The sequence below is a fragment of the Nocardiopsis sp. NPDC101807 genome, assembly GCF_044766605.1.
Classification (GTDB): Bacteria; Actinomycetota; Actinomycetes; order Streptosporangiales; family Streptosporangiaceae; genus Nocardiopsis; species Nocardiopsis tropica.
This window is the reverse complement of record NZ_JBIWMK010000009.1, coordinates 262,802-279,604: the sequence shown is the minus strand read 5'-3', so window position 1 is coordinate 279,604 and position 16,803 is coordinate 262,802. Positions and strand designations below refer to the sequence as shown.

At 73.1% G+C, this 16,803-nt stretch carries 17 protein-coding genes; 14 read left to right on the top strand and 3 right to left on the bottom strand.

All coding sequences use genetic code 11. The annotated features are described in order from the left end of the window. Nucleotides 1-35: 35 nt before the first annotated feature. Nucleotides 36-932 (top strand): DUF3105 domain-containing protein, encoded by an 897-nt coding sequence (locus ACIRPH_RS26390; protein ID WP_402919015.1) that lies wholly within the window; start codon nucleotides 36-38, stop codon nucleotides 930-932. 22 nt (nucleotides 933-954) lie between these two features. On the opposite strand, the gene ACIRPH_RS26385 is transcribed toward ACIRPH_RS26390, so the two are convergent. After that, nucleotides 955-1,830, bottom strand: coding sequence for an A/G-specific adenine glycosylase (locus ACIRPH_RS26385; RefSeq protein ID WP_402919013.1), 876 nt, complete (start codon nucleotides 1,828-1,830; stop codon nucleotides 955-957). A gap of 143 nt (nucleotides 1,831-1,973) precedes the next feature. Here ACIRPH_RS26385 and ACIRPH_RS26380 point away from each other — a divergent pair, with 143 nt between their 5' ends. From ACIRPH_RS26380 to ACIRPH_RS26370, 3 genes are all read left to right on the top strand, one after another. After that, nucleotides 1,974-2,654, top strand: a complete 681-nt coding sequence (locus ACIRPH_RS26380; RefSeq protein WP_402919122.1) for a hypothetical protein — start codon at nucleotides 1,974-1,976, stop codon at nucleotides 2,652-2,654. 278 nt (nucleotides 2,655-2,932) lie between these two features. Then, nucleotides 2,933-3,697 (top strand): SGNH/GDSL hydrolase family protein, encoded by a 765-nt coding sequence (locus tag ACIRPH_RS26375; protein ID WP_402919011.1) that lies wholly within the window; start codon nucleotides 2,933-2,935, stop codon nucleotides 3,695-3,697. A gap of 120 nt (nucleotides 3,698-3,817) precedes the next feature. Further along, nucleotides 3,818-4,222, top strand: a complete 405-nt coding sequence (locus ACIRPH_RS26370) for an SSI family serine proteinase inhibitor (protein WP_402919009.1) — start codon at nucleotides 3,818-3,820, stop codon at nucleotides 4,220-4,222. A 103-nt stretch (nucleotides 4,223-4,325) separates the two neighbouring features. Here the strand turns inward: ACIRPH_RS26370 and radA are convergent, their stop codons facing one another. Continuing rightward, nucleotides 4,326-5,708 (bottom strand): DNA repair protein RadA, encoded by a 1,383-nt coding sequence (radA, locus tag ACIRPH_RS26365; protein ID WP_402919007.1) that lies wholly within the window; start codon nucleotides 5,706-5,708, stop codon nucleotides 4,326-4,328. A gap of 167 nt (nucleotides 5,709-5,875) precedes the next feature. Here radA and ACIRPH_RS26360 point away from each other — a divergent pair, with 167 nt between their 5' ends. Continuing rightward, the gene (locus ACIRPH_RS26360; RefSeq protein ID WP_402919005.1) at nucleotides 5,876-6,793 is read left to right on the top strand and encodes an SGNH/GDSL hydrolase family protein; all 918 of its coding nucleotides are present in this window, start codon (nucleotides 5,876-5,878) and stop codon (nucleotides 6,791-6,793) included. A gap of 227 nt (nucleotides 6,794-7,020) precedes the next feature. After that, a complete protein-coding gene (locus ACIRPH_RS26355) occupies nucleotides 7,021-7,602 on the top strand; it encodes a C40 family peptidase (RefSeq protein WP_402919003.1) in 582 nt (193 codons plus the stop codon). A gap of 88 nt (nucleotides 7,603-7,690) precedes the next feature. On the opposite strand, the gene ACIRPH_RS26350 is transcribed toward ACIRPH_RS26355, so the two are convergent. Beyond that, the gene (locus ACIRPH_RS26350) at nucleotides 7,691-8,308 is read right to left on the bottom strand and encodes a class I SAM-dependent methyltransferase (protein ID WP_402919120.1); all 618 of its coding nucleotides are present in this window, start codon (nucleotides 8,306-8,308) and stop codon (nucleotides 7,691-7,693) included. Nucleotides 8,309-8,627: 319 nt separating this feature from the next. Here ACIRPH_RS26350 and ACIRPH_RS26345 point away from each other — a divergent pair, with 319 nt between their 5' ends. From ACIRPH_RS26345 to ACIRPH_RS26310, 8 genes are all read left to right on the top strand, one after another. Then, the gene (locus ACIRPH_RS26345) at nucleotides 8,628-9,572 is read left to right on the top strand and encodes a sugar phosphate isomerase/epimerase family protein (protein WP_402919001.1); all 945 of its coding nucleotides are present in this window, start codon (nucleotides 8,628-8,630) and stop codon (nucleotides 9,570-9,572) included. A gap of 114 nt (nucleotides 9,573-9,686) precedes the next feature. Beyond that, entirely contained in the window at nucleotides 9,687-10,481 is a 795-nt protein-coding gene (gene proC / locus ACIRPH_RS26340; protein ID WP_402918999.1) for a pyrroline-5-carboxylate reductase, read from the top strand. A gap of 167 nt (nucleotides 10,482-10,648) precedes the next feature. Then, nucleotides 10,649-11,809: an acetoin utilization protein AcuC gene (locus ACIRPH_RS26335; RefSeq protein WP_402918997.1), complete on the top strand. Its 1,161-nt coding sequence runs from the start codon at nucleotides 10,649-10,651 to the stop codon at nucleotides 11,807-11,809. Between the two features lie 294 nt (nucleotides 11,810-12,103). Further along, complete coding sequence (locus ACIRPH_RS26330) at nucleotides 12,104-12,901, top strand: phosphatase (RefSeq protein ID WP_402918995.1); 798 nt, start codon at nucleotides 12,104-12,106, stop codon at nucleotides 12,899-12,901. Between the two features lie 254 nt (nucleotides 12,902-13,155). Continuing rightward, nucleotides 13,156-13,359 carry a helix-turn-helix domain-containing protein gene (locus ACIRPH_RS26325; RefSeq protein ID WP_013155995.1) on the top strand — a complete coding sequence of 68 codons (204 nt, stop codon included), beginning with the start codon at nucleotides 13,156-13,158 and terminating at the stop codon, nucleotides 13,357-13,359. A gap of 239 nt (nucleotides 13,360-13,598) precedes the next feature. Beyond that, nucleotides 13,599-14,321 (top strand): TlpA family protein disulfide reductase, encoded by a 723-nt coding sequence (locus ACIRPH_RS26320; RefSeq protein WP_402918993.1) that lies wholly within the window; start codon nucleotides 13,599-13,601, stop codon nucleotides 14,319-14,321. Further along, entirely contained in the window at nucleotides 14,321-15,139 is an 819-nt protein-coding gene (locus ACIRPH_RS26315) for a cytochrome c biogenesis CcdA family protein (protein WP_402918991.1), read from the top strand. Before ACIRPH_RS26320 ends, ACIRPH_RS26315 begins: the two co-directional genes overlap by 1 nt. Next, nucleotides 15,139-16,803, top strand: coding sequence for a cytochrome c biogenesis protein ResB (locus ACIRPH_RS26310; RefSeq protein WP_402918989.1), 1,665 nt, complete (start codon nucleotides 15,139-15,141; stop codon nucleotides 16,801-16,803). Before ACIRPH_RS26315 ends, ACIRPH_RS26310 begins: the two co-directional genes overlap by 1 nt.

Below are 16,803 nucleotides of genomic sequence, written 5' to 3'. Positions count from 1 at the left end.
TGCCCCCTTCGGCGTTCGGCCGTTAGTGTGCGTTCGTGACCCATTCAGAACCCCCGCAGCACGGTCCGTGGCCGCCCCACGGACAGCAGCCGCAGCAGCAGCCCCCGTACCCGCAGCCGGGCGCCCCCGGCGGCCCCCCGCCGGGCGCCCCGCAGGGGCAGCCGCCCCACGGCGCGATGCCGCCGACCGGGATGCCGCCGACCGGGGGGTACCCCCCGCCGGGACCGCCCGGACCCCAGGGGCCGGGCCCCCACGGGCCGCAGGGGCACTACGGGCCGCAGGGGCCGTACCCGCCGCCGCAGCAGGCGGGGGGCGGGCGCGGCGCCGGGCTCGCCCTGATCATCGGGGCGGTGGTCCTCGTCGTGCTCCTCGTCGCGGGCGGCGGGGTCCTCTACGTGGTGACGCGCCCCGGGGGCGGGGAGGCCGGGGCCTCGGCCGGGGCGGGGCTGGAGGCGGTCCGGCACTACGAGGGGCTGTCCGCCGACCACGTCGAGGAGGGCGAGACCGTCGAGTACGACGTGTTCCCGCCCGTGGGCGGGGAGCACTACCCCGTCTGGCAGGACTGCGGCGTCTACGGGGAGCCCCTGCGCACCGAGTACGCCGTGCACTCCCTGGAGCACGGGGCCGTGTGGATCGCCTACGACCCCGGTCTGGACGCCGATCAGGTCGAGACGCTCGCCGGCCTCTACTCGCCGGGCGACTACCTGGTGATCAGCCCCGTCGAGGGGCTGCCCTCGCCCGTGGTGGCGTCGGCCTGGGGGTCGCAGATCCTGTTGGAGGGCGCCGAGGACCCGCGCCTCACCGAGTACCTGGTCGAGTACGTCCAGGGCGAGAACACCCCGGAGCCGGGGGCGCCGTGCAGCGGCGGCTTCGCCGGGACCGAGGCGGAGTTCGACGCGGGCAGCGGCACGAGCGCCCGCATGGACGACTGACCCGGCGCCCGAAGGGGCCGGGTCAGGAGGGCAGGGCGTAGCGGCCGTCGTCGAGCGGGTCCACCAGGCCGTCGGACACCAGGGCGTCCAGGGCGCGCTCGCGCTGCACGTGGTCGTCCCAGACGGCGTCCAGGGCGTCCTTGGCCACCGGGTGCGCGGAGTCGCGCAGCACGGCGAGCAGGCGGCCGCGCACCTGGCGGTCGGTGCCCTCGTAGGTCTGGCCCCGCCGGGGCGGCCCGTCGTAGGCGGGCTTGCCCGCGAGCCTCCACGCGCACTGCCCGGCGATGGGGCAGGACGCGCACGCGGGCGTGCGGGCGGTGCACACCAGGGCGCCGAGCTCCATCACGGCGACCCCCCAGCGCGCGGCGACCTGGGCGGTGGGCGGCAGCAGCGCCTCCGCGAGCGCCGTCTCCGCCTTGGTCTGGGTTTTCGGAGGGTACTGGACTCCCGTTTCGGCCCTGGCGAGGACGCGGCGGACGTTCGTGTCCAGAATGGCGTGCCTCTGCCCGTAGGCGAAGCTCGCCACGGCCGCGGCGGTGTAGGCGCCGATCCCCGGGAGGGAGAGCAGCGTGGCGTGGTCGTCGGGGACCCGGCCGCCGTGCTCCTCGGTGATCGCCACGGCACAGGCGTGCAGGCGCAGTGCGCGGCGCGGGTAGCCGAGCCGGTTCCACATGCGCACGGCCTCGCCCGACGCCTCCCCGGCCAGGTGGGCGGGGGTGGGCCAGCGCTCCATCCAGGCGCGCCAGGCGGGCAGGACCCGCACGACGGGGGTCTGCTGGAGCATGATCTCGCTGACCAGGATCGACCAGGGGGTGGCGTCGGGCGCGCGCCAGGGGAGGTCGCGCGCGTTCGACTCGTACCACGCCAGAACGGCGGTGCTGTAAGGGTTATCGCTCATCTTTAAAGGGAATCGGCGGGTTGAGTAGGTGGGTGGCACGCAAAACCGCAATACTACGGGCCATGGCGTCAAGTACCGGACATCCAGGAGCCGTCAGCCGCGAGACCTACTGGAAGCGGCGTGCCTTCGTCCTGATCGGGGTCATGCTGGTGGTCGCGCTGATCGCGTTCGCCTGTCAACCCTCGGACGAGGAGAGCGGTGAACCGACCCGGTCCGAGGCCGGTATCGACGCGTCGCCCTCCCCCAGTGTCCCATCCGAGGACCCCTCCGCGGACGAGAGCCCGGAACCCACGGCCGGGGCGTCGGAGGGGGCCGAGGAGAGCGCCTCCCCCTCGCCCGGCGACGAGGCGTCCGAGGGCGCCGGCGGCGAGGAGGGCGGAGAGGGCGGCGGCGCCGGAGAGGTCGCCGCGCCCGAGCGCGCCGAGGACCTCTGCCGCCCGGAGGACGTCGTGGTGACGTTCGAGCTGGAGGGTGACCAGGAGGTCTACGGCTCCGGGAGCGCCCCGGGCTTCAGGATCACCGTGGTCAACACGGCGGAGCAGACCTGCACCGTGGACGTGGGGGGCGCCGCCCTGGAGGTGCGCATCCACTCCGGTGACGACAGGATCTACTCCACCGCGGACTGCCTCAAGGACGGCGGCGCCGAGGAGCAGCAGCTCAGCCGGGGCGTGCCGCACGAGTTCACGGTCGACTGGGAGCGCAACCGCTCCTTCACGGACTGCCGCGAGACCAGCGCCGGCGCCCGGGCGGGCTGGTACCGGGCCAACCTGCACGGCGACTACGCGGGGGACCAGCCACAGCTGGCGTTCCAGCTCAGGTCCTGAGCCGAGCGGGGCCGCGGTCGACGCGGCCCGCCGGGTTCGCGCCCCGGGGCCGGGGCGGTGGCGCCGCCTCCCGGGCCCCGGGGCGCGGCGCGTGTCCGGTCCCGCCGGGTGCGGCGGCCCGTCCCGCCCGGAGGTCCCGCGTGCCGCCGCCCCGCGAGGACCTGCCCGTTCCGGGAACCCCCCTTCCCGCACGGGCGGGTCGGAGGTACCCTGCCTGCGGTTGGGAGCGCTCCCAGAGCGTTCCTCCCGGGGACCCGCACAGAGCAAGGAGCTTCCCCATGGACCAACGACTCTCCCGGGCCGTCCGGCGCGCCGGCGCGGGCCTCGGACTCGCCCTCGCGCTCGTCGCGGGCGCGTTCGCCCCCGCCGCGGCGGAGGCGGGACCGACCGGCGCGACCGCGGCCGGGACCGCGCGAACGGAGGAGGACACGGTGCGGATCATGCCGCTGGGCGACTCGATCACGGGTTCGCCCGGGTGCTGGAGGGCCCTGCTCTGGGCCGACCTGGTGGAGGCCGGGCACACGGACGTCGACTTCGTGGGCACCCGGCCGGGCGACGGCTGCGGCTTCGAGTACGACGGCGACAACGAGGGCCACGGCGGCTTCCTCGTCACCGACGTCGCGGACCGCGGCCTCCTCGTGGACTGGCTCGCGCGGACGGAGCCGGACGTGGTGCTGATGCACTTCGGCACCAACGACGTGTGGAGCGGCGTCCCCGTGGAGGCGGTCCTGGACGCCTACGGCGTGCTCGTCGCGCAGATGCGGGAGCAGAACCCCCGCATGCGCGTCCTGGTCGCCCAGATCATCCCGATGGACCCCGCCCGCAGCTGCGCCGGGTGCGGACAGGGCGTCGAGGACCTCAACGCCGCCATCCCGGCGTGGGCGGCGGGGGAGAGCACGGCGGAGTCGCCGGTGACCGTGGTGGACCAGTGGACCGGGTTCGACACCGACACCGACACCTACGACGGGGTGCACCCCTCGGCCGGCGGCGACCGCAGGATCGCCGACCGCTGGCTGGAGTCCCTGCTCCCGCTGTTCGCCTGAGGCCCCGCGCCGGACCGGGCCGCCCCCGGCCCGGTCCGGCCGTTCCAGGGCGAACCCGGAGGGGAAGAAGTCGCCCGTGTTTCGGTAAAGTCGGCCGATTCCGGTGATCGAATGGTTACGATGCGTGGTGTTCTGATCGTTCGCACACCGGGAGCAGTCGTGCACCGCACCGCCCTGGCCCTCGCGGCCACCGCCGTCCTGTCCCTCGCCGTCGCCGTGCCCGCGCAGGCGGAGCGCACCGTGACCACCAGCCACACACTGAGCATCCGGACGCCGTCCACGGGAGAGGTGCGGCAGGTCACCCTGGAGTGCCGGCCGACCGGCGGGGACCACCCCGAGGCGGAGCGGGCCTGCGCGGCCGTCGACGGGGCCGGGTCGATCGCCCGGGCCAAGGGGGAGGGCGGCATGTGCACGATGATCCACCAGCCCGTCGTGGCCGTCGCCGAGGGCGCCGAGAGGTACGAGGAGGAGTTCTCGAACTCCTGCCTCCTCGTCAGCCAGAAGGGCGTCCTCTTCGACTTCTAGGACGTGTTCCGCGGGCGCCCGCGCCGGCCCCGGACGGTCCGCGGACCACGGCCCGGGGCCGCTCCGGGGCCGACGGGCGGGGCAGGGGCCCGGCCCGCCGGCCTCAGCCGTCGTCCTGGGGCTTGCGGGACCGGCGCGAGCGCTTGGCGACGCGCAGGAGCGCCTCGCTCAGCTCCTCGACCTCCTGGGTACGGATGCCCGGGACCGGGTCGCCGAAGTGCTTGGGGACGATCGCCTCGGTGAACCCGAGCCGCTGCGCCTCCGCGACCCTGCGGCGGACGCCCGAGACGGTGCGCACGTCGCCCGCGAGGCCGACCTCGCCGATCGCGATGAACCCGACGGGGAGGGCGACGTCGTTGCTGGAGCTGGCCGCCGCCATGGCCAGCGCCAGGTCCACGGCTGGCTCGGTGAGCTTGACGCCGCCGACCGTCGACGCGTACACGTCCATGTTGGCCAGCCGCATGCCCGTGCGCTTCTCCAGCACCGCCAGGATCATGTTGACCCGGGAGGTGTCCAGGCCCGAGGTGGCGCGGCGCGGGGCCGGCAGGGGCGTGGGCGCGACCAGCGCCTGGACCTCGGTGATCAGGGGGCGCCGGCCCTCCATGGCGACGGTGACGCAGGTGCCGGGCACGGGGTCGGTGCGCTCGGTGAGGAACAGGCCGCTGGGGTCCGGCAGGCCGACGATGCCGCTCTCGGTGAGCTCGAAGCAGCCGATCTCGTCCGTGGGGCCGTACCGGTTCTTGATCGCGCGCAGCAGCCTCAGCTGGGAGTGGCGCTCGCCCTCGAAGTGCAGCACCACGTCGACCAGGTGCTCCAGCATCCGGGGCCCCGCGATGGAACCGTCCTTGGTCACGTGGCCGACCAGGATGGTGGCGATCCCGCGCTCCTTGGCGATCTGGATCAGCGCGCCGGTCACCTGGCGGATCTGCGTGACGCCGCCGGGGACGCCGGTGGCGTCGGGGGAGACCATGGTCTGCACCGAGTCCACGATCAGCAGCCGGGGGCCGACCTGGTCCACGTGGCTGACGAGGGAGGCGATGGAGGTCTCGGCGGCGAGGTAGAGCTTGTCCGACAGGGCCCCGAGGCGCTCGGCGCGCAGCCGCACCTGTCCGGCGGACTCCTCGCCGGTGACGTACAGCACGGGCCCGTCCGCGGCCCGCATCGCCGCGACCTCCAGGAGCAGCGTGGACTTGCCCACGCCGGGCTCGCCCGCCAGCAGGACGACGCCGCCGGGGACCGCGCCCCCGCCCAGGACGCGGTCGAGCTCGTCGACCCCGGTGGGGACGGCCTCGGCGCTCTCCACGCTGATCTCGGTGATGGGCCGGGCCCGGGAGGTGACGGGCGCGGCGGCGACGGACGTCGCGGCGGGGGCCCCGGCCTCCTCGACCGTGCCCCAGGCCTGGCACTCGCCGCAGCGGCCCACCCACTTGAGGGTGCTCCATCCGCACTCCGCGCACCGGAACGTCGTCTTCGCTGCCTTTGCCATGGTCGCCACGCTAGCGGCTCCCGGGGACAGGCCCGCCGGGGCGGAACGGATTCGCCGCGACACACGAAAGTTACCTACGGGTTATGGGGAACTTCCGGTAGGTCGTGTTAAAGAATCTGTAAGGGTCCGACTACTCCCTGCCCCCCGCTCCCTGGAGAGGAACCCGCGTGCCCCGTAACGACGCAAACCCCGCCATCCCCCGACACCGGTGGCTCCGCCGAGTCCTGGTCCCCGCGGCCGCGGCGGTCCTGGGCCTGTCCCTGGTCTCGCCGCCGTCCGCCGCCGCGGAGGAGGCCGAGGCGGCCGCCTTCCAGCACTACGTGGCGCTGGGCGACTCCTTCGTCGCCGGGCCCCTGGTCCGCCAGCAGCAGGCCCAGGCCCGCGTGCCCCTGCTCGGCTGCATGCAGTCGAACCACAACTACCCCAAGATGCTCGCCGAGCGGATCGGGGTCGCCGAGCTGACCGACGCCAGCTGCTCCGGCGCGCGGATGGAGCACTTCTACGAGAACCAGTTCACCGACACGCTCCCGCAGCTCGACGCGCTGCGGCCCGAGACCGACCTGGTCACGGTCGGCATCGCGGGCAACGACTTCGGGTTCTCCGACGTGTTCGTCGAGTGCGCCAAGCGGAGCCTGGGCAACCCCCTGGGCAGCCCGTGCGCCAACTACTACGGTGACGAGCTCGACGTCCGGATCGAGGGCCTGCGCGGCGAGATCTCCCAGGTCTACGCCGACATCGCGGAGCGCAGCCCCGACGCGACGGTCCTCAGCGTGGGCTACCTCCAACTCCTGCCGGAGAGCGGGGGCTGCTGGCCGAGCACGCCCATCGCCCGCGGGGACGTCCCGTTCCTCGACGCGGCGCAGACGTCGCTCAACGCGGTGATCAAGGAGGAGTCGGAGGCCAACGGCGCGGTGTTCGTGGACGTCCTGGAGCGCGGCAGGGACGTGTGCAAGCCCTCCGGCACCCGCTGGGTGGAGGGCCTGATCCCGGAGAACGGGGCCCCGGTGCACCCCAACCGGCTCGGCATGGAGGCGACGGCGGACTTCGTCCAGGCCGCGGTGGGCGTGCCCTCCCCGGCTCTGTAGCGGAGGGTCGCCACCCCAGGGAGAGGGAGTCCGTTTGCTGGTCGAATGACCGGTATATCCCCTCGGGTAAAGCAGCCTTTACCCTCCTTGGTGGCCAACTGGACCACGGAGAGTGATTTCTTCGGGTGGCTGTGTGACGAATGGTGGTGCGTCGAGGCGGAGAGATCCGCGTCACAGCGGCGCGGACGCCCCGGCGTGACTACTCACACGAGTGGAGCACCACCGTCATGCGACTACCGCGAAAGCACGAGCAAACGCAGGCCTGTCGTCCTCAGGACCCGGGGCGACAGGCCTCGTCCGCCCGCCCCCGCCGGGGCGGACCGCGATCGCTCACGGCCGCCGCGCTCGCCGCGGCCTTCCTGACCTCCGGCGCCGCCCCGGCCCTCGCCCAGCACGCGCAACCGGCACCGGGCGCCGGCGCGCCCGCGAGGGTCCACCAGGCGGCGCTGCCCTCCTCCACCGTCGAGAGGGCCATCAGCGCCGCCGAGTCCAAGAAGGGCACCCCGTACGGCTGGGGCGGCACCGGACCGGACTCCTTCGACTGCTCCGGCCTCGTCCAGTGGTCGTTCGGGCAGGCCGGGGTCAGCCTCCCCCGCATCGCCCACGACCAGGTGAGGGAGGGGACCAGGGTCTCCTACTCCGACGCCAGGAGGGGCGACATCCTCTACTGGGCCGACGGCGGAGGGTACGCCTACCACGTCGCGATCTACCTCGGCGGCGGCCGCATGATCGACGCCCCGAAGTCCGGGGACCAGGTCCGCGAGCGGGACGTCAACCGCTACAACCTCGCAGGCGCGGTACGCCTGTGACGGGAACGGTCCCCGCGGGCCGCGCCGGCGGCCGCCGAGCGCGCCCCGGGCGGTGAGCCCGGGACCCCGGACGCACCCGTCCACCGGGTCAGTACCGCTTCCACCACAGGTTGACCGCGTAGTCCACCGACAGCCCGGGATGGGACCGCACGATCTCCGCGGCCAGCGCGGAGGGGAACTCGATCCGTACCACCGCCTCGAAGGCGCGGCGGTCGGTGAACGACCAGCGCATCGTCAGGGCCTCGCGGGTGAACCCGCGGGCCGCCCAGAACCGTTCCACGGCGGCCGGGTCGTACGACGGCAGCGAACGCCGGAACCACGAGCCGAAGGTGGAGCGCGTGGCGTCGTTGTCGATCACGAACGCGACCCCGCCCCGCCGCATCACGCGGTCGAGCTCGGCCAGGCCGGGCTCGCACCCCGGGCCGAAGAAGTAGGCCCAGCGCGCGTGCGCGACCTCGACGACGGAGTCGGGGACGGGCAGCCGCTGGGCCACTCCGTCCAGGACCCGGACGTGGTCCAGGCCCCGCACCCGGGCCCGGGCCGCCCCCGCCAGCGACGGGTGCGGTTCCACGCCGGTGACCCGGCTCGCCCGCGCGGCGAACCCCGGCAGGTGGTAGCCGGTGCCGCACCCGACGTCCAGGACGTGCGCCCCGTCCATGGGGCGGACGCGGTCCATGGCCGCGCCGATCACGCCCTCGGGGTCCACCGCCCGGTTCTCCAACTCGTACGTCTGCGGGTTCCGCCAGATGTTGGGGCTGGGGATCGCGTCCCTGGGGATCATGCACCGCACACTAGCCATCCGGCCCGGCCGACGGGTCCCCGGCCGGTCCCGGCGCCGTGCTTCCCGCGCCCCCGGCCCGGCCGGAGGGACCCCGCCCCGGCCCGGCCGGAGGGACCCCGCCCCGGCCGGGCCCCGTACGGGGGAGGGGCGTGACGGGAGGGGACGGGGAGGCCCCGGGGGCACGGCGCGCCGCGCTCGCCCGGGCGGAACGCACGGAGGGCCCGACAGCGCATAGTCTGGGTGTGTGAGTCCTATCCAGGTCCCAGACGCACCCGTCGTCCTGTCGTCGGCGTCGGTCTACCCGGAGAAGACCCCGGCCGCCTTCGAGATCGCGGCGAAGCTGGGGTACGACGGGGTGGAGGTCCTCGTCTCCTCCGATCCGGCAAGCCAGGACATCGACCTCCTGCGGCGCCTCTCGGACTACCACCAGATACCCGTCACCGCCGTCCACTCGCCCTGCCTGGTCCTCACCCAGCGTGTGTGGGGCAGGGAGCCCTGGGGGAAGCTCGTCCGCTCCAAGGAGATGGCCGAGGCCCTGGGGGCGAAGACCATCGTCGTCCACCCCGCCTTCCGCTGGCAGCGCGAGTACGCGCGCGAGTTCGAGAGCGGGATCTCCCGTATGCAGGACGAGACCGACGTCGTCTTCGCGGTGGAGAACATGTACCCCGTGCGGGTCCGCGACCGCGAGGTCGTCCCCTACGCGCCGAGCTGGGACCCGCTCGACCGCGACTACCCCGACGTCACGCTCGACCTGTCGCACACCGCCATGTCCGGCTCCGACGCCATGCAGATGGCCAGGCAGCTGGGCGACCGCCTCTCGCACGTCCACGTGACGGACGGCTTCGGCGGACAGAACCTCGACGAGCACCTCATCCCCGGCCGGGGGACCCAGCCGGTCGGCGAACTCCTGGAGTACCTGGCCGAGGGCGGCTTCGGCGGACAGCTGGTGCTGGAGGTCAGCACCCGCAAGGCCGCCGACCGCCAGGCGCGCATGCGCGAGCTGGCCGAGGCCCTGGCCTTCACCCGCCTGCACTTCGCGCAGACCTCCGCGTCCCCCGGCCGCACGCACGACCGCCGCGAGCGCATCGCCCTCCTGCGCCGGAAGCCGTCGGCACCGCCCCGCCGCTTCTCGGTGGACGGCGGCGGCACGGTCGACGACAAGGGCACGGTCGACCCGGGCGGGAGCTGACGCGGCCCGGCCCCGGCGGGGCCTGCGCGGTCCGCCGTCCACAGGCCGGGACGCGCGGTCCCCCCGGGGCGGCGGGGCCGCTAGCGTGGACGTGACCCGCAGAGAGGACTCTTCATGATCGCGATCATCGGTGCCGGGAAGATGGGCGAGGCGCTGCTCGCCGGGATGCTGGCCAAGGGCCACGCGCCGGAGGACGTCCTCGTCACGGAGCCGCGCGAGGAGCACGCGGAGGAGCTGCGCCGCCGCTACCGGGTCGAGGTGGTCCCCGCGACGGACGCGGCCAAGCGCGCGGACACGCTCCTGCTCGCCCTCAAACCCCAGGACATGGTGGCACTGCTGGACGACCTGTCCCCGCACCTGGGCTCGGAGCGCCTGATCATCTCCGTCGCGGCCGGCATCACCACCGCCGTCCTGGAGAACCACCTGCCCGCCGGGACGCCCGTCGTCCGCGCCATGCCCAACACGCCCGCACTGATGGGCGAGGGGATGACCGCCGTCGCGGGCGGCGCCCACACCGACGGGGCCCACCTGGACCGCGCGGAGGCGCTCCTGGCCACGGTCGGCGAGGTGATCCGGGTCGGCGAGCAGCACATGGACACGGTGACCGCCATCTCGGGCAGCGGCCCCGCGTACTTCTACTTCATCGCGGAGACGATGATCGAGGCCGGTGTCGCCATGGGGATGCCGCGCGTCACGGCGCAGAAGCTCGTCGGGCAGACCATCACCGGCGCCGCCGCCATGCTCAACGGTTCGGGGGAGCACCCGGTGGTGCTGCGCGAGGCCGTGACCTCCCCGGGCGGCACCACGGCCGCCGCGCTGCGCGAGCTGGAGCGGCACGGCGTCCGGACCGCGTTCACGGACGCCATCGAGGCGGCCCGCGACAGGAGCGGCGCGCTCTCCGGAAGCTGACGGGGCCCGGGCGGGGCCGCCGCCGGCCCCGCGGGGCGCCGGCCGGCGGCCGTCCCCTGGACCCGGGGTTCGGATCGGAGCCCGGTTTTGCGTACTGTGTGCTTCGGAGCACGCACACCTGAAACGGGGGTCACCACATGGGAGGGCGCACGTCCTGCTCGCTTCGGGTGGCATGGGATGACGGACTGACGGCCTACGACTTCGGGCCCCAGCACCCGATGGCGCCGATCCGTGTCGAGCTGACGATGGCCCTCAGCCGCGAACTCGGCGTGCTGGACGCCCCCGGGGTCGGCCTCCTGGACGTGGAGCCCGCGTCCGACGAACTCCTCTCCCTGGTGCACGACCGCGCCTACATCGAGGCGGTCAAGCGCGCGGGCAGGACACTGGCGCCCGACGACGCCCACCTGCTCGGCACCGCGGACAACCCCGTCTTCCCCGACATGCACGACGCCGCGGCGCTCATCACGGGCGCGTCCGTCGCCGCCGCGAGAGCGGTGTGGACGGGGGAGACCGCGCACGCCGCGAACATCGCGGGCGGCCTGCACCACGCGATGCGCAACCACGCGTGGGGCTTCTGCGTCTACAACGACCCCGCGATCGCCATCAGCTGGCTGCTGGAGCAGGGCGCCAAGCGGATCGCGTACGTGGACGTGGACGTCCACCACGGCGACGGCGTGCAGAACGCGTTCTACAACGACCCCCGCGTACTCACCATCAGCCTGCACGAGTCGCCGGTGACCCTGTTCCCCGGCACCGGGCAGGCGTCCGAGACCGGCGGCCCGGACGCGGAGGGGTACGCGGTCAACGTCGCCCTCCCGGCGGGCACCGGGGACACCGGCTGGCACCGCGCCTTCGACGCCGTCGTCCCTCCCCTGCTGCACGAGTTCCAGCCGGAGATCCTCGTGACCCAGCAGGGCTGCGACACCCACGCCCTCGATCCGCTCGCCAACCTCACCCTCAGCGTGGACGGCCAGCGGCGCGCCTACTCCGAGCTGCACAAGCTCGCGCAGAAGACGGCGGGCGGCCGGTGGCTGCTCTTCGGCGGCGGCGGCTACGGGCTGGTGCACGTGGTCCCGCGCGCCTGGACCCACCTGCTCGCCGAGGCCGCCGGCCACCCGGTCGACCCGGACGCCGAGACCCCGCAGAAGTGGCGCGACTTCGTGCGGGAGCGCACCGGGGAGCTGGCGCCCCTCTACATGACCGACGGCCGCGAGGTCTCGTTCGCGCCCTTCGTGGACGGCTACGACCCGGGCGACGCGGTGGACCGCGCGATCCACGCCACCCGTACCGCCGTCTTCCCCAGCCACGGCATCGACCCGAGCCTCTAGGCCCCGCCGGCCGGACCGCCCGTGTTCCCGAACGCGCTCCGCCGGCCGCCCCGGAGCGGTTCCGGCGCGGCCGGATCCCGGCCGGTTCGGGACCGCCGCGCATTCCGGGGTTCCGGTCCGTGGCCCGGCCCGCCGCGGTGCCCGGGAGTACGGAGGTGAATTCATGGGGATTGCGCGTTGTACGCCGCAGGCGGGTAGGACAGAGGTTGAATACCGGGCGAACAGAGGCCGGCGTCGTGGTGGCATCACGGCGGGGCGCACGCTCGCTGCCCAGTCGAGGAAGGGGAACGCCAGGTGACGCCGCCGACACGCGCTGAACTCATCACCTATCTGGTTCGCACGGGGATCGCCGGGCACGTCGACACCCCCCGCCAGAACAACCTTCGGCACTACCGGCGGCTGGTGCAGAAGGACCCCTACCACCAGTTCGGTCTGACGTTCTCCCACGACTGGACGTTCTCCGAGGTCCTCTCCCTCATGAGCAAGCGGTGCGGCGTCGTGGGCGACGAGGAGTACGTGTGGGGGATCGACACCATCGACCCCGACCTGACCGTGGACGCCCTGGAGGCGCTGGCCGATCGGATGGCGCTGGCGGCGGAGCGCCGGGAGAGGGTCATGTTCGCCACCGGACACCCCAGCAAACTCCGTGAGACCTACCGGGTCTGGAAGGACGCACTGGCCTCGCGCGGCTGCCCGGTCGTCACCGCTGCGGGCGGTTATTCGTACGAGGTGACTACCGAGAAGCCCCCCAACCGGCGGATCGTGGTCTGGAAGGACGAAGTCGCGATCGTGACGGACGGACACCTCGCGCGTCACAGCCACCACCCCTTCGCCATGCGTGCCATTCTCGGGGACCTGGAGAACCGGGGTGAGGCATGGCCGCAGTTGGTCATCGCGGACCACGGGTTCGCGGGTGCGGCGGGGGAGGCCGGAGTGCCGACGATGGGGTTCGCGGACTGCAACGACCCCGCTCTGTTCCTGGCCGAACACGAGGGAAAGCTACTGGTCACGGTGCCTCTGGACGACGGATACCTGACCGAGGACTACGCCCCCCTGCGCGAGTACGTCCTCGCGAGGGCCGGTCTGATCTGACCAGGGCCGACCATTTATACCCACCGTTAAACCTCATCCGTCCCGTCGTCAACGTGTATCCCCGAAGACAGGACAATCGACCTTTCGCAGACGGGGTCTCGGCTCTACTCTGAAAACGGACGTGTCAGTAGTGACAGAGTGACACGCTGGCGTGGGGTTGGGACGGGCACATACCGGGGTTGCCCCTACCGCCGTACATCACGCCGGGCTGAAGAGTGGACAATGCTCACGTCCGGGAATGAGGGCGTCGGAAGATGAACGGGAGCAAACCGCCTCTCGAAGAGGTCAGGTTCTTGACCGTGGCGGAAGTCGCCACGATCATGCGTGTGTCCAAGATGACCGTTTACCGAATGGTGCACTCGGGAGTTCTCCCCGCGATTCGTGTGGGGCGTTCCTACCGGGTTCCCGAGCGGGCCGTGCACGACTACCTCCGCGAGGCATTCGTCGAGGCTGGTTGATCCAGGGCCGAGGCCGGCCGGGGCCGCGACACGCGCGCCCCGGCCGACGCACAACCCCCGGGGGCGGTGCCTGACGGACGCCGTCCCCTTCGAGGTCTCCCCACCTCGCCGCAGGCCGCCCGGCACACCGGACCGAAGGTCCCTTGTGCCGGGGCGGCCGAAGGGGCGCCAGGGCATCTACTACAATCTGTCGTTGATGTAGTCCGCCCTGTTCACCCCCGGTTCGCGAGGTTCCCTCGATGCCCAGTACCAGCTCCGGTACGCGGTCGCGCCGCGGCGTGCCGCGCCTTGCGGCGACCGCCCTGGCCGCCGCCATCGCCCTCACCGGCTGCGCCGGGGGCAACGAGATCGAGTCCGGGGGCGAGGACGAGCGGTTCATCTCCGGCGACGGCAGCGCCACCGTTTTCGAGGCCGCCGAGCGGGTCGAGGCCCCCGAGGTCGAGGGCACCACCCTCGACGGCGACCCCGTGTCCCTCGGCGACTACGAGGGCGGCATCGTCGTCCTCAACGTCTGGGCGAGCTGGTGCGGCCCCTGCCGCGCCGAGCAGCCCGTGCTCGACGAGGTCCACGCCGAGTACGGCGACCTGGGGGTGGACTTCCTGGGCGTCAACATCAAGGACGACGAGACCGCCGCGCGGGCCTACCTCTCCGACAAGGACGTCGCCTACCCGAGCCTGTACGACCAGCCCGGCGAGGTGCCGCAGGCCTTCCGCGACACCGTCCCCCCGCGTGCGATCCCCAGCACCCTCGTCATCGACCCCGACGGCCGCATCGCGGCCCGCGTCATCGGGCCCACCACCTACGGCCAGCTCACCGAGCTGCTCAACCCCGTGGTGGTCGAGTTCGGCCTCGGCGATCCCGAGGAGCGGCCCCGGGTGGCCGACCAGGAGGCCGGGGAGGCGTCCCCCCAGGAGGGCGGGGAACAGCCCTCCGACGCCCCCTCCGACGGGGACGACCGCTGATGGACGCGATCGGCACCACCGTCCTCACCGGGTCCCTCCTCGCCGCCGTCCCCCTGGCGCTCGCCGCCGGGCTCCTGTCCTTCCTGTCCCCCTGCGTGCTCCCGCTCGTGCCCGGCTACCTCTCCTACGTGACCGGCATGAGCGGCGCCGACGTGCGCGAGCGCTCCGCCGCCCGCGCCGCCGGGGGAGGGGGCGCCACGGCGACGGCCGTCGCCGACGTCGACGCCGAACTCGCCACGCGCCGGTGGACGATGGTCACCGGCAGCGTCCTGTTCATCGCCGGGTTCACCCTCGTGTTCGTCGCCGTCGGCGGCTTCATCGGCTGGCTCGGCGACCTCCTCGTGGACTACACCGACCCCATCACCCGGGTCCTCGGGGTCCTCACCATCGTCCTCGGCCTCGCCTTCATGGGCGTGATGCCCGGGTTCGGGCGCGAGTTCCGCTTCCACCGGCTGCCCCGTGCGGGCCTGGCCGGCGCACCCCTGCTCGGGATGCTCTTCGGCCTCGGCTGGACCCCGTGCATCGGCCCGACCCTGGCCGCCGTGCAGACCCTCGCCTTCATCGAGGGCGGCGCCGGCCGAGGCATGCTCCTGTCCCTCGTCTACTGCTTGGGCCTGGGGCTGCCCTTCGTCCTCGCCTCCCTCCTCTACCGGCGCGCCCTGACCGCCTTCGGCTGGCTCAAGCGACACACCCGCACCGTCACCGTCATCGGCGGGGCCATGCTCGTCCTCGTCGGCCTGGCCATGGTGACCGGGCTGTGGACGCAGCTGACCGTCGCCATGCAGGGCTGGGCCGCCGACTTCCAAACGGTGATCTGATGAGTACGACGACCACGACCGACGACGACACCGGGGGCGGGGCCGGCCCGGGAGGCGGGACCGGGACCGAGGACCGGGGCGGCGGACAGCCCCGGGGCCTGGGCGCGCTCGGCTGGCTGCGCTGGGCGTGGCGCATCCTCACCTCGATGCGCACCGCCCTGATCCTGCTCTTCCTGCTGGCCGTCGGCGCCATCCCCGGCTCGATCCTGCCGCAGAACGTCGTGAGCGTGGACGAGGTCAACACCTACGTCCGCGAGAACCCCGAGCTGGCCCCCTGGCTGGACCGGTTCTACCTCTTCGACGTGTTCTCGTCGCCCTGGTACGCGGCGATCTACCTGCTGCTGTTCGTCTCCCTCGCCGGCTGCGTCATCCCGCGCGCCGTCGTCCACGCCCGCGCCGTGCGGGCCAGGCCGGTGCACACCCCCAGGAACCTGGGACGGATGCCGTACGTGGCGACGTTCACGACCGGCGCCGACCCCGAGACGGTCCTCGGTCAGGCCCGCAAGGTCCTCAAGGGCTACCGGATCGAGCGCTACGGGGACTCCCTCTCCAGCGAGACCGGCTACCTGCGCGAGGCCGGGAACGTGCTGTTCCACCTCGCCCTGCTGGGGCTGCTGCTCGCGCTGGCCGCCGGATCGTTCTTCGGCTACCGGGGCAACATGCTGCTGGTGGAGGGCGACGGGTTCGCGAACACCCTGCCCTCCTACGACGCCATCTACCCCGGGCACTGGACCGACACCGACGCCCTGGAGCCCTTCACCCTGCACCTGGACGACTTCGAGGCGTCGTTCATCGAGGACGGCGACCTGCGGGGGCAGGCCGAGTCCTACGTCGCCGAGCTGACCTACAAGGAGTCCCCGGAGGCGGAGGAGGCCCGGCACACGCTGGAGGTCAACCACCCCCTCACCGTGGACGGCGTGCAGGTCTACCTGCTCGGCCACGGCTACGCGCCCGAGTTCGAGGTCCGCAACGCCGACGGCGAGGTCGTCTTCGACCAGGCGGTCCCGTTCCTGTTCCGGGAGACCGCCACCTTCACCTCCGACGGCGTCGTCAAGGTCCCCGACACCGGCGGGGAGGAGCTGGGCTTCGTCGGGGTGTTCCTGCCGAGCGCGGCGGAGACGCCCGAGGGCGACCTCGTCTCCGACTTCCCGGGCGCGGAGAACCCCCGGGTGACCCTGGAGGGCTACCGGGGCGACCTCGGCATGCTGGACCCGCAGTCGGTCTACCAGCTCCAGACCAGCGGCATGGAGGAGCTCGGAAGCTCCCCGGTGCTGGGGATCGGGGACAGCTGGGACCTCCCGGACGGCGCCGGGTCGATCACGTTCACCGGGTACAGCGAGTACATCAGCCTCCAGACCAACCGCGACGGCGCGCGCCTCCCGGCGCTGGCGGCGGCCACCCTCGCCGTCCTGGGCCTGGTCACCACCCTGTTCGTCCGCCCCCGCCGCGTGTGGGTGCGAGCGACCACGGGCGGGGACGGACGCACGCGGGTCGAGCTGTCCGGCCTCGGCAAGACCGAGGTGGCGGGCAACAACGCGGAGTTCCACGAACTCACCACAGAGCTTGCCGGACGGCTCCGGAACGACGAGTCGGACGACAACCCCCGAAATCCCCGAAGCAGCACACCATCCGACCCGCCAGAGTCGACGACAACGAGGGAGTGA